Annotated in this window: 11 protein-coding genes and 1 pseudogene; all 12 read right to left on the bottom strand. The window is 69.6% G+C overall.

The window, feature by feature from the left end; genetic code table 11:
* Positions 1 to 152 precede the first annotated feature (152 nt).
* On the bottom strand, positions 153 to 1,349 hold the full coding sequence (locus ACFW2E_RS27430; protein WP_384469737.1) for a DivIVA domain-containing protein: 1,197 nt from the start codon (positions 1,347 to 1,349) through the stop codon (positions 153 to 155).
* Between the two features lie 52 nt (positions 1,350 to 1,401).
* Positions 1,402 to 1,686, bottom strand: coding sequence for a YggT family protein (locus ACFW2E_RS27425; protein ID WP_016435858.1), 285 nt, complete (start codon positions 1,684 to 1,686; stop codon positions 1,402 to 1,404).
* Positions 1,687 to 1,750: 64 nt separating this feature from the next.
* On the bottom strand, positions 1,751 to 2,392 hold the full coding sequence (locus tag ACFW2E_RS27420; RefSeq protein ID WP_384469736.1) for a cell division protein SepF: 642 nt from the start codon (positions 2,390 to 2,392) through the stop codon (positions 1,751 to 1,753).
* Positions 2,393 to 2,520: 128 nt separating this feature from the next.
* Positions 2,521 to 3,240, bottom strand: coding sequence for a YggS family pyridoxal phosphate-dependent enzyme (locus ACFW2E_RS27415; protein ID WP_384469735.1), 720 nt, complete (start codon positions 3,238 to 3,240; stop codon positions 2,521 to 2,523).
* Positions 3,241 to 3,246: 6 nt separating this feature from the next.
* Positions 3,247 to 3,978, bottom strand: a complete 732-nt coding sequence (gene pgeF / locus ACFW2E_RS27410; protein ID WP_384469734.1) for a peptidoglycan editing factor PgeF — start codon at positions 3,976 to 3,978, stop codon at positions 3,247 to 3,249.
* The gene (gene ftsZ, locus ACFW2E_RS27405) at positions 3,975 to 5,174 is read right to left on the bottom strand and encodes a cell division protein FtsZ (RefSeq protein WP_384469733.1); all 1,200 of its coding nucleotides are present in this window, start codon (positions 5,172 to 5,174) and stop codon (positions 3,975 to 3,977) included. The genes pgeF and ftsZ overlap by 4 nt, the downstream gene beginning before the upstream one ends.
* Before the next feature lie 279 nt (positions 5,175 to 5,453).
* Entirely contained in the window at positions 5,454 to 6,248 is a 795-nt protein-coding gene (locus tag ACFW2E_RS27400) for a cell division protein FtsQ/DivIB (protein WP_384469732.1), read from the bottom strand.
* A gap of 25 nt (positions 6,249 to 6,273) precedes the next feature.
* Positions 6,274 to 7,362 (bottom strand): undecaprenyldiphospho-muramoylpentapeptide beta-N-acetylglucosaminyltransferase, encoded by a 1,089-nt coding sequence (gene murG, locus ACFW2E_RS27395; RefSeq protein ID WP_384469731.1) that lies wholly within the window; start codon positions 7,360 to 7,362, stop codon positions 6,274 to 6,276.
* A 6-nt stretch (positions 7,363 to 7,368) separates the two neighbouring features.
* Complete coding sequence (ftsW, locus tag ACFW2E_RS27390) at positions 7,369 to 8,733, bottom strand: putative lipid II flippase FtsW (RefSeq protein ID WP_384469730.1); 1,365 nt, start codon at positions 8,731 to 8,733, stop codon at positions 7,369 to 7,371.
* A gap of 97 nt (positions 8,734 to 8,830) precedes the next feature.
* Positions 8,831 to 10,288, bottom strand: coding sequence for a UDP-N-acetylmuramoyl-L-alanine--D-glutamate ligase (murD, locus tag ACFW2E_RS27385; RefSeq protein WP_384469729.1), 1,458 nt, complete (start codon positions 10,286 to 10,288; stop codon positions 8,831 to 8,833).
* Positions 10,270 to 11,340, bottom strand: coding sequence for a phospho-N-acetylmuramoyl-pentapeptide-transferase (gene mraY / locus ACFW2E_RS27380; RefSeq protein ID WP_384469738.1), 1,071 nt, complete (start codon positions 11,338 to 11,340; stop codon positions 10,270 to 10,272). The genes murD and mraY overlap by 19 nt, the downstream gene beginning before the upstream one ends.
* A pseudogene (murF, locus tag ACFW2E_RS27375) lies at positions 11,340 to 12,680 on the bottom strand (UDP-N-acetylmuramoyl-tripeptide--D-alanyl-D-alanine ligase); the annotation flags it as partial. The gene mraY and the pseudogene murF, both read right to left, overlap by 1 nt.
* Between the last annotated feature and the right edge of the window lie 5 nt (positions 12,681 to 12,685).

Genomic DNA, 12,685 nt, shown 5'->3' with positions numbered 1-12,685 from the left:
TCACGCGCGTAGCGCGCCCCCCCCCGCTGCCCCACTCCGGGGGGGCGCGCGCGGGGGGGGGGGGGATAAGCGGCGTATACGGGGGGGGCCCGGGGCGGGAACGGGGGCCCCCGCCCTGAACGCTGCCGACGCCTAAGGCGTACTACTGACCGTCAGTTGTCGTCCTCGTCGATCAGGAACCCTCGCATCGGCGAAGGCGCCTGCCCCATCGGCGACGGCCCCTGCGGACGGACGGGAGCCATCGGCTGGGTCATCGCCGGGGACATCTGCTGCTGGCCGCCGTAGGACGGGGCAGCGGGGGCCGACGGGCCGCCCATCGGCTGGTTGCCGCCGTAGGACGGGGCGCTCGCGCCTGCCGGAGCCATGGAAGGCGCCGGGGACGGCGGGAGCGACGCGGCGGCCGGGGTGCGCGGCGGGGCGAGCGAGTCGTCGGCCTGGGTCTCCAGCTGGCGCAGCTGCGACTCCAGGTACGACTTCAGACGCGTGCGGTACTCGCGCTCGAAGCCGCGCAGGTCCTCGACCTTGCGCTCCAGCGTGGCGCGGGCGGACTCGAGAGAGCCCATCGCGACGCGGTGCTTCTCCTGCGCGTCCCGCTCCAGGGCGTCGGCCTTGGCACGGGCGTCACGCTCCAGACCCTCGGCGCGGCTGCGGGCCTCGCCGACGATCTTGTTCGCCTCGGAGCGGGCCTCGGCGATCGCCTGGTCGGCGGTCTGCTGGGCCAGCGAGAGGACACGGGCGGCGCTGTCGCCACCGGGGCCCTGACCGGGGCCGCCCATCGGACCGCCCATGGGGCCGCCCATCGGACCGCCCATCTGCTGCGGCATGGGGGGCTGGCCACCCATCGGACCCTGGCCCATCGGACCCTGGCCCATGCCCTGGCCCATGCCGGGACCCTGGCCCATCGGACCCTGACCCATCGGACCCTGACCCATCGGACCCTGGCCCATCGGACCGGGACCCTGCGGACCGCCCTGGCCGCTGGGACCGGCCGGCAGCTGCGGAGCGCCGCTGGGCAGCTGGGGCGGGCCTCCCATGGGGCCACCCATCTGCTGCTGCGGCGGGCCCGATATGCCGGCGGGCACCGGAGCGCCGGGCCCTCGCATACCCTGCTGGGGCATGCCGGGCTGCTGGTCCTGCTCCGGAGGCTTGCGCATGTTCTGCTGGTTCTGGGCAGCAGCACGCGTGGCCGCCGCCAGCTTGGCGCGCAGGTCCTCGTTCTCACGGAGGAGGCGCGTCAGCTCGGCTTCGACCTCATCGAGGAAGGCATCGACCTCGTCCTCGTCATAGCCTTCTCGGAGGCGGACGGTCGTGAACTGCTTGTTCCGCACGTCCTCGGGGGTCAACGGCATCTCTTCACCTCAACGTAGTCGTCGGCATCGGCAAGACGGTAGTTCACATCGCTCACAGCCGGCTCACGATCGAGATCAGGATGTAGACGATGATCATCAGTACGAAGAAGGACAGGTCGAGCGCCACGCCCCCGAGACGCAGCGGCGGAATGAACCGCCGCAGAAGCTTGAGCGGTGGATCGGTGACAGTGTAGGTGGCCTCCAGAACGACCACCATCGCCTTGCCGGGCTGCCATGAGCGGGCGAACTGGAAGACGTAGTCCATGACCAACCGGAAGATGAGCACGATGAGGAAGCACATCAGCGCGATGTAGATGACATCCAGGACCACGCTCATGACCCGTGCTTCCCTCTCCCCTGTTTTCCCGTGCTGCTGGTACTGCGGTTTCCGGTCTTGCGTCTCAGCTCTGGTTGAAGAACCCGCCCTCTGCGATGCGGGCCTTGTCCTCCGCCGTGACATCGACGTTAGCAGGCGACAACAGGAACACCTTCTGCGTCACCCGCTCGATGCTGCCGTGAAGACCAAACACCAATCCCGCCGCAAAGTCGACAAGTCGCTTCGCATCTGTGTCGTCCATCTCAGTCAGATTCATGATCACCGGGGTGCCCTCACGGAAGTGTTCCCCGATGGTACGGGCCTCGTTGTAGGTCCGGGGGTGAAGCGTGGTGATCCGGTACGGCTCTCGTTCCGACACGACCTTGGGCATGATCACCGGTGCGTTCTTCTCCAGGGACTGACGTTCTTGTGTGATGGACGCCACGGGCGCGATGCGCGCCGGACGTCCTGATTCCGCGGGTAGCGAAGCCGAGTGGGAAACCGGGTCGCGCTGCGCGGGAGGGTGCACCACTCGCACCGATTCGTCCCTTTGGGACTGGTGTGACCCGTGCGACTGGTGTGACGGCTCGTGCCGCCGGTGGTCCCGCTCGGGCTCCGGGTCCAGTTCGGGCTCGAAGTCGTCGTCGGGGTCGAATCCACGGCCGTCGTACCCGTCGTCCTCCACGAGGCCGAGGTAGACCGCCATCTTGCGCATCGCGCCGGCCATGCTCTGAGTCCTCCGCTCTGTGGTGGATCGACTGACGACTGCCAAGTCCCTGCGATCCACGAGGTCGTTGTGCCCGCCTTCGGCGGAATTGACCATATTTTCTGCTGTGGTCCGACTTCCTGGCGACGTTACCCGAGCCCGGGGCGGACTCCGAGTACCGCGGTGCCGACGCGTACATGTGTCGCTCCGGCCGCCACGGCCTGTTCGAGGTCCGCGCTCATCCCTGCAGAGACCATGTTCGCAGCCGGATGGGCTCGGCGCAGGTCAGTCGACAAATCCATCAACCGCTCGAACGCCGCCTGTTGACGTCCGGCGTACTCCCCGGTGAGCGGAGCGACGGTCATCAGCCCGTCGAGCCGAAGTCCCGGAGCGCCGGAGACGAGGTCGGCCAACTCTTCGATTCCGCCCGGCGCCACACCACCCCGCTCCCCTCTTCCGGTCTCGTCCGCGTCCAGCGCCACCTGAATCAGGCACCCCACCTCACGCCCGGCCCGGTGCGCCTCCTTCGACAGAGCCGTGACGAGCCTGGAACGGTCGACGGACTGCACGAAATCCGCGTAGCCGACCACGGATCGCACCTTATTGGTCTGCAATTGACCGACAAAGTGCCAGTTAAGGGGCAGATCCGAGCAGGCGGCCGCCTTGGGGGCCGCGTCCTGGTCCCGGTTCTCGGCCACATGACGCACACCGAGCTCCGACAGGATCCGCACATCGCCGGCCGGGTAGGTCTTGGTGACCACGATCAGGGTCACCTCCTCCCGCTTGCGCCCGGCGGCCACGCACGCCGCGGCGATGCGCTCCTCCACCTTCGCCAGATTTCCGGCGATTTCGCCCTTACGGTCCGTCATGTCCCATCAGTCCAGCCACACATAGCCGGCGAGCCGCCCGGTGGTGCGGTCGCGGCGGTACGAGAAGTGATCGCCCGACTCCAGCGTGCACACCGGCGACTGCTCCCGGTCGTGCACCCCGAGCCGTTCGAGCTGCGCGTGCACGCCGGCGGCCACATCGACCGCCGGCGTGCCCCAGCTCGTCTCGGAGTGCGCCGCCGGCTCGGCGCGGGCCACCTCGGCGCGCATCGCCTCGGGCACCTCGTAGCACCGGCCGCAGACGGCGGGCCCGGTGCGGGCGACGATCCGGGACGGCACGGCACCGAGTTCGATCATGGCCCGTACGGCGGCGGGGACGACCCCGGCGACCATCCCGGGCCGGCCCGCGTGGGCCGCCGCGGCGATCCCGGCGACGGGATCGGCCAGCAGCACCGGCACGCAGTCGGCGGTGAGCACGGCGAGGGCGAGTCCGCGGCGCGCCGTGACGACGGCGTCGACCGACGGGATCTCGGCGTCGGAACCCCAGGGGCCGTCCACCACGGCCACGTCCGCTCCGTGCACCTGGTTCATCCAGACCACCCGGCCCGGATCGATCCCCAGGGATCCGGCCGCCAGTTCGCGGTTGGCCCGGACGGCGGCGGGGTCGTCACCGACCGCTCCGCCGAGGTTGAGCTCCTCGTACGGAACGGCGCTCACCCCGCCCCACCTGTCGGTGAAGGCGAAGTGCGCGCCGCTCACGATGTCGCGCTGTCCTATCACTTCAGGAAGTCCGGCACGTCCAGTTCCTCGGCCGCGCTGTCCGCGTAGGTCCGCGGGGCCGGCGTGACCGGCGGGACGGCCGGGGTGTCGTTCACCGCGGCCGGCGCGGGCTCCGGCTCCTCCTTCGGCGTCACGCTGCCGAGCGCGCCGAAGGACGGGCGGCTCTCCGGCTGCCGTACCGGAGCCGGCTCCTCGCGGCGGGCGGAGGCCGAGGCCGAGCCGAGGACGTTGTCCCGGCGGGCCGGCGGCTGCCCGCCGTCGAATCCGGCCGCGATCACGGTGACCCGCACCTCGTCACCGAGGGCGTCGTCGATGACCGCACCGAAGATGATGTTGGCCTCGGGGTGGGCGGCCTCGCTGACCAGCTGGGCGGCCTCGTTGATCTCGAACAGACCGAGGTCCGAGCCGCCGGAGATGGAGAGCAGCACACCCCGGGCACCGTCGATGGAGGCCTCCAGGAGCGGCGAGGAGATCGCCATCTCGGCCGCGGCCACCGCGCGGTCGTCGCCGCGGGCCGAACCGATGCCCATGAGAGCCGAACCGGCCTCGGACATGACCGACTTCACGTCGGCGAAGTCCAGGTTGATCAGGCCGGGGGTGGTGATGAGGTCGGTGATGCCCTGGACACCGGAGAGCAGGACCTGGTCCGCGGACTTGAAGGCGTCCAGGACCGAGACCTGGCGGTCCGAGATGGACAGCAGCCGGTCGTTCGGGATGACGATGAGGGTGTCGACCTCTTCGCGGAGTTCGGCGATGCCGTCCTCGGCCTGGTTCGCGCGGCGCCGCCCCTCGAAGGTGAACGGGCGCGTCACCACGCCGATGGTCAGGGCGCCCAGGGAGCGGGCGATGTTGGCCACGACGGGCGCGCCGCCGGTGCCGGTGCCGCCGCCTTCACCGGCCGTCACGAAGACCATGTCGGCCCCCTTGAGGACCTCCTCGATCTCCTCGCGGTGGTCCTCGGCTGCCTTGCGGCCGACGGCCGGGTTGGCGCCGGCGCCGAGTCCGCGCGTCAGTTCACGGCCGACGTCGAGCTTGACGTCGGCGTCGCTCATCAACAGCGCCTGTGCGTCGGTGTTGATGGCGATGAACTCGACGCCCTTGAGACCGACCTCGATCATCCGGTTGATGGCATTGACACCACCGCCGCCGACACCGATGACCTTGATGACTGCGAGGTAGTTCTGCGGTGCTGCCACGTCGAAGGCCTCTCGCCTCGAATTACGTTGCCGTCGTCTCGCGGGTACGCCGCGCTCCGCCGACTGATGCCGAATGGGACGGTCCGAGCGCCGACCCGAACCCTAACGCTGAAGTTTAGGGTTACCAGTATGTCCGTTCCTTGGAGTCTTCTGAACAGGACACTAAGTCGACAAGTGGCGTGCGTACAACGAACACGCCGAACCTCCCGTTTTTCTTTTCACCCTATGTGATCAGCCGTAGCAGTGCCCAACCAGGGTGCTGGCCTGCGCTGATGTGCGTCAACTTCCGACTGACGCAGGGGCGGTGGGGACACTGACATCGAAGTGCCGTGCGCCGGAGGCGGCTTTCATCAGCGCGGTGAGGGCGCGGGCCTTCGCGCGACCGCTGTCGGCGCTGCCCCAGGCCACCGTGCGTCCGCCGCTCAGCTCCAGCGAGATGTCGTCGTATGAACGGACTTTGACGACCCGCGTGTCCCGCGCGACCGCGGCCGGAACGGCGCCGGCGACGCGCACCGCCTCGCGCACCAGCCGGTCCCGCCCGAAACGCCGCAGGCTCGCGGCGGACGAACCGGACCGGGACACCTTCAATTCCAGAGTCGGAACGCCTTTCGGCGCCTGCGAAACCGTGGCGAAACGGACGCCCTCGTCGTCCACTTCGACAAACTTTCCGGCCTTTCGGACAAGTAGAACCGGAGCGCGCTCGGTCACTTTCAGCCCGATTCCATGAGGCCAGGAACGGACGACATCAACCACGCCAATTCGGGGCAATTTCTGGCGAAGCCGGGCCTCGATCGCGTCCGTGTCGACGGAAATCAGCGGCTCCCCGACCGGCACGCGCGCGGCCTCGCGGACCTGCGCGGAGGTCAGGACCCGCGTTCCGGAGACCGACACGCGTTCCACGCGCAGCCACTGCGAGCCGTACAACAGCCAGACGGAACCGGCCCCGAGGAGCACGAGGGCGACGACCAGAATGACGATCGTACGAAGGCGCGACGCGCGCAGCCTCCGGACGAGCGGCGGGCCGGACGACTCCTGTTGGCGGTCACCGCGCTCGGCGGTGGTCGGTCCGGCCACGCTCTCTGCCCTCCGTCATATGGTCCTAACGGCGCGAGGCGATCGCCTCGTACACCATGCCGACGAGCAGGTCGTCGGCGTCCCGGCGGCCGAACTCACCGGCGGCACGGGACATCTCGTACAACCGGTGCGGATCGGCGAGCACGGGCAGGACGTTCTGCTGGACCCACTCCGGGGTGAGTTCCGCGTCGTCGACCAGCAGTCCGCCGCCGGCCTTGACCACCGGCTGGGCGTTGAGCCGCTGTTCGCCGTTGCCGATGGGCAGCGGGACATAGGCGGCCGGGAGTCCGACGGCGGAGAGTTCGGCGACGGTCATCGCGCCCGCGCGGCAGAGCATCATGTCGGCCGCGGCGTACGCGAGGTCCATCCGGTCCAGGTAACTTACCGGGATGTAGGGGGGCATTCCCGGCATCTGATGTACCTGCGGCAGTTCGTTCTTGGGGCCGACCGCGTGCAGGATCTGGATGCCGGCCTGCTGGAGCCACGGAGCGACCTGCTGGACCACCTCGTTGAGGCGGCGGGCGCCCTGCGATCCGCCGGAGACGAGCAGCGTGGGCAGGTTCGGGTCGAGGCCGAAGCGAGCACGCGCCTCGGGACGGGCGGCGGCACGGTCCAGGGTGGCGATGGAGCGGCGCAGCGGGATGCCGATGTAGCGGGCATTGCGCAGCTTGCTGTCGGGCGTGGAGACGGCGACCTGGGCGGCGTACCGGGAGCCGATCTTGTTGGCGAGTCCGGGCCGGGCGTTGGCCTCGTGGATCACGATCGGCACGCCGAGGCGCTTGGCCGCGAGATAGGCGGGCAGGGCGACGTAACCGCCGAAGCCGACCACGGCGTCGGCCTTGGTGCGCTCCAGGATCTGCTCGGTCGCCTTGATCGTGCCGCGCAGCCGGCCCGGGACGGTGATCAGCTCAGGAGTGGGCTTGCGCGGCAGCGGCACCGCCGGGATGAGCGCGAGCTCGTAGCCGCGCTCCGGGACGAGCCTGGTCTCCAGACCGCGCTCCGTGCCCAGGGCCGTGATCCCGACGGTCGGGTCCTGCCTGCGCAGGGCGTCCGCGAGGGCGAGCGCGGGCTCGATGTGGCCGGCGGTCCCCCCACCAGCGAGTACGACATGCACCGAAATTCACCGCTCTCCGGACGAGCGCGCCGCCGAGGCACGCCGTCGCATCGTGTTCCATCTCCGAGATCCCCGGCCGGAGCCGGAATCTCCCGCCCGCTTTTTACCAAAGCGGGTCTGGCGCATGGCAAGCGCCGCCCGTGCCGCGGGCTCGTCTCGCGCGAAGGCGATCAGCAGCCCGATGGCGAACATGGTCGGCAGCAGGGCGGACCCTCCGTAGGAGAACAGCGGGAGGGGGACGCCGGCGATCGGCAGCAGACCGAGCACCGCACCGATGTTGATCACCGCCTGGGCGGTGATCCAGGTGGTCACGCCTCCCGCGGCGTACCTCACGAAGGGGTCCTCCGTGCGTCCGGCCACGCGGATACCCGCATAGCCTAGAGCGGCGAAGAGGGCGAGCACCGACAGCGTCCCCGCCAGGCCCAGTTCCTCACCAGTGACGGCGAAGATGAAGTCGGTGTGGGCTTCGGGCAGTTGGCCCCATTTTTCCACACTCGCCCCCAGGCCTGATCCGAAGAGCCCGCCGGAGGCGAGGGCATAGATCCCGTGCACGGCCTGCCAGCAGTCGGCGACCCCGGAGCGGGGTTCGGTGGCGCCGATGCAGGCGAGCCGGGCCATGCGGTTCGGGCTGGTCTTGATCAGGATCACACCGATCGCGGAGGCGACCGACAGCACGCCGACGAACAGCCGGGTGGGCGCTCCCGCCAGCCACAGCAGCCCGAACAGGATCGCCGTCAGGATGATCGCCGTGCCCATGTCGCCGCCGAGCATGATCAGCCCGAGCAGCAGGAACGCGACCGGGACCAGCGGCACCAGCATGTGCTTCCACTGGGTCAGCAGTTTCTTCTCCTGCTTGCGCGCGATCAGGTCCGCGCCCCACAGCACGAGCGCGAGCTTGCCGAACTCACTGGGCTGGATCTGGAAGGAGCCGCCGAGGGAGATCCAGTTCTGGTTGCCGTTGACCGCCATCCCTATCCCCGGCACCTGCACCAGGACCATCAGGAACACGGCGCCGGCCAGGATCGGGTAGGCCAGCGCCCGGTGCAGCTTCACCGGCATGCGCGAGGCGGCGAACATCAGACCGCCGCCGATGGCCGCTGCCAGGAACTGCTTGCGGAAGAAGTACGACCCGGGCAGGGACAGCTGGAGCGCGGTGATCTGGGAGGCCGAATACACCATCACGAGGCCCAGCACGGTGATCAGCAGGCTGCCGCCGAGGATCAGGTAGTACGCGGTCAGCGGCCGGTCCCAGGCTTTTCGCGCGCGCGTGTAGAGCCGTCGTACGGGGCTGTCGCGCGAGGTCCGGGAGGACACGGGCCGCCGCTTGACGGCCCGCTGAACCGGAGGACGGCCCGTACGGCTACTGGACATCACCGGCTCCTCGCCCCCGCCGACCAAACCCGAGCCACATCCGAGTCACACGTTCCTCCATGGGTCCCGAAGCACCCTATGTGGCCGGGACCCGCCTTCAGGCGCCCGCGTCGAGTTCGCGAACCGCCTCCGCGAACGCGTCACCGCGCTTGTTGTAGTTGGTGAACATGTCCATGGAGGCACAGGCCGGGGCGAGGAGCACCGTGTCACCGGCGACCGCCATCCGCTTCGCCTCCTGGACCGCCTGGAGCATCGCCCCAGTGTCGGTCCGGTCGAGGTCGACGACGGGTACTTCCGGTGCGTGTCGCGCGAGGGCCTCTCGGATCAGCGCGCGGTCGGCGCCGATGAGGACGGCACCGCGAAGCCGCTTCGCCGACCTGGCGACCAGCTCGTCGAAGGCCGCGCCCTTCGCCAGACCGCCCGCAATCCATACGATCGACTCATATGCCGCCAACGAGGCTTCCGCGGCGTGGGTGTTGGTCGCCTTGGAGTCGTCGACGTAGGCCACGCCGCCCACGTCGGCCACGTGTGAGATGCGGTGTGCGTCCGGCCGGAAGGCCCGCAGGCCGTCCCGTACGGCCGTGGCGGGCACCCCGAAGGCCCGCGCGAGGGCCGCCGCGGCAAGGGCGTTGGCGATGTTGTGCGGCGCGGGCGGGTTGACGTCGGAGATCTCCGCCAGCTCCTGCGCGTTCTTGTGCCGGTTCTCGACGAAGGCGCGGTCGACCAGGATGCCGTCCACTACGCCGAGTTGGGAGGGTCCCGGGGTGCCGAGGGTGAAGCCGACGGCCCGGCAGCCCTCCTCGACGTCCGCCTCGCGCACCAGGTCCTCGGTGAGTTTGTCGGCCACGTTGTAGACGCAGGCGACCCGGTTGCCCTCGTAGATACGGCCCTTGTCGGCGGCGTACGCCTCCATGGAGCCGTGCCAGTCCAGGTGGTCGGGTGCCAGGTTGAGGACGGCGGCCGAGTGGGCGCGCAGCGAAGGCGCCCAGTGGAGCTGGTAGCTGGAGAGCTCGACGGCCAGGACGTCGTACTCCTCCTCGCCGAGCACGGCGTCCAGCAGCGAGACGCCGATGTTGCCGACGGCGGCCGTGCGCAGGCCCGCCGCCCCCAGGATGGAGGCGAGCATCTGGACGGTCGTGGTCTTCCCGTTGGTGCCCGTCACGGCCAGCCAGGGGGCGGCGTCCGGGCCGCGGAGCCGCCAGGCCAGCTCGACGTCGCCCCAGATCGGCACGTCCGCCTCGGCCGCCGCCGTGAACAGCGGCTTGTCCGGCTTCCAGCCGGGCGCGGTGACGATGAGCTCGGTGCCCTCCGGCAGGGTGGCGCCGTCCCCGAGGCGCACGGTGATGCCGAGCGCCTCCAGTTCGGCCGCCTGCGCGCGGGCGCGCTCGTCGTCACCGTCGTTGACGACCGTGACGAGGGCGCCGAGGCCGTGCAGCACCTTGGCCGCCGGGACGCCGGAGACGCCGAGCCCGGCGACGGTGACGTGCTTGGCCCGGAAGTCGAAGGACTCCGAAGACACCGAAGACACCGAAGAGGTCACTTGTCCGCTGCCCATCCCGCGTAGAAGAGGCCCAGTCCGACGATGACACAGATGCCCTGAATGATCCAGAATCGGACCACCACAAGCACTTCGGACCAGCCCTTGAGTTCGAAGTGGTGCTGGAGTGGCGCCATCCTGAAGACGCGCTTGCCGGTGAGCTTGAAGGAGCCGACCTGGATGACGACCGACATGGTGATGAGGACGAACAGGCCGCCGAGGATGGCGATCAGCAACTCGGTGCGGGAGCAGATCGCGAGACCCGCGAGCACACCGCCGAGCGCCAGCGAACCGGTGTCGCCCATGAAGATCTTGGCGGGCGAGGTGTTCCACCACAGGAAGCCGAGACAGGCGCCCATCAGCGCGGACGAGACGACCGCGAGGTCGAGCGGGTCGCGCACCTCGTAGCAGGCGTTCGGGTTGGTCAGGGTCCCCGCGTTGGCGCAGGACTCCTGGAACTGCCAGACGCCGATGAACGTGTAGGCACCGAAGACCAGGACCGAGGCACCGGTGGCCAGACCGTCCAGACCGTCGGTGAGGTTCACGCCGTTCGACATCGCCAGGATCATGAACAGCGCCCAGACCACGAACAGCACCGGGCCGATCGTCCAGCCGAAGTCGGTGATGAACGACAGCTTGGTGGAGGCCGGGGTGTTGCCGCGCGCGTCGGCGAACTGGAGCGAGAGCACGGCGAAGGCGATACCGCCGAGCAGCTGGCCGGCCATCTTCGCCTTGGCCCGCAGACCCAGCGAACGCCGCTTGACGATCTTGATGTAGTCGTCGAGGAAGCCGACCAGACCCATGCCGGCCATGAGGCCGAGCACCAGGAGACCGGAGTACGTCGGCGCGTATCCGGTGATCACCTTGGACAGGAAGTACGCGGCGATCGTCGCCAGGATGAAGGCGATACCGCCCATGGTCGGCGTACCGCGCTTGCTGGCGTGCTCGCGGGGGCCGTCGTCGCGGATGTACTGGCCGTAGCCCTTGCGCGCGAGGAGCTTGATCAGCAACGGGGTGCCGATCAGGGTGAGGAACAGACCAATGACTCCCGCGAACAGGATCTGCTTCATCATCGGGCGGCAACCTCACCCTCGGCACCGGACTCGAGCAGCGCCTGGGCAACGCTCTCCAGCCCCACCGAACGGGACGCCTTCACGAGCACGACGTCCCCCGGGCGCAACTCGCTGCGCAACAGGTCGACCGCCGCCTGTGCGTCGGACACGTGCACCGACTCCTCACCCCACGAACCCTCGTTATATGCGCCCAGTTGCAGCCAGGACGCTTCCCTGCCCCCGACCGCGACGAGCTTGCTGACGTTGAGCCGGACGGCGAGCCGTCCGACCGCGTCGTGCTCGGCGAGCGCCTCGTCCCCGAGCTCGGCCATCTTGCCGAGCACCGCCCAGGTCCGCCGCCCCTTGCCCATGGCCGCGAGCGCACGCAGAGCGGCTCGCATGGACTCGGGATTGGCGTTGTAGGCGTCGTTGACGATGGTCACGCCGTCCGGGCGCTCGGTGACCTCCATCCGCCAGCGGGAGAGGGAGCCCGCCTCGGAGAGCGCGGTGGCGATCTCTTCCGCGGACATGCCCAGCTCATGGGCGACGGCGGCCGCGGCGAGCGCGTTCGACACGTGGTGCTCACCGTACAGGCGCATGGTCACATCGCTTGCACCGGAGGGTGTGTGAAGCCTGAAGGAGGGCTGTCCGCTGTCCGTGAGTCGTACGTTCTCGGCGCGTACGTCCGCTTCGGCCGACTCTCCGAAAAGGATCACCTTCGCCTTGGTACGGGAGGCCATGGCCCGGACCAACGGATCGTCGGCGTTGAGGATCGCCGCGCCGTCCTCCGGAAGGGCCTCCACGAGTTCGCCCTTCGCCTGGGCGATCTGCTCACGGCCGCCGAACTCGCCGATGTGGGCGGTGCCGACGTTGAGCACCAGGCCGATCCTGGGCGGGGTCAGGCCGGTGAGGTAGCGGATGTGGCCGATGCCGCGGGCGCCCATCTCCAGCACGAGGAACTTCGTCTCCTCGGTGACGCTGAGGGCGGTCAGCGGGAGCCCGATCTCGTTGTTGAGGGAGCCCGGCGTGAAAACGGTCGGCGCCTTGCTGCGCAGCACCTGGGCGACGAGGTCCTTGGTGCTGGTCTTGCCCGCCGAGCCGGTGAGGGCGACGAGGGTCGCGCCGAGGCGGCCCACGACGTGCCGGGCGAGGGCGCCGAGGGCGGCCTGGACGTCGTCCACGACGATCGCGGGCACGCCGACGGGGCGGGAGGCCAGTACGGCGACCGCGCCCGCCTCGACGACGGCCGCCGCGAAGTCGTGGCCGTCCACGCGCTCGCCGACGAAGGCGGCGAAGAGGCTGCCGGGCTCCACCTCTCGGGAGTCCCGGACGACGGGTCCGGTGTCCTGGTAGGACGGTTACC

The sequence above is a fragment of the Streptomyces sp. NPDC058964 genome (assembly GCF_042741275.1).
Lineage (GTDB): Bacteria > Actinomycetota > Actinomycetes > Streptomycetales > Streptomycetaceae > Streptomyces.
Note: the sequence above shows the minus strand (reverse complement) of the source record. Positions and strands in the feature narration are given on the sequence as shown.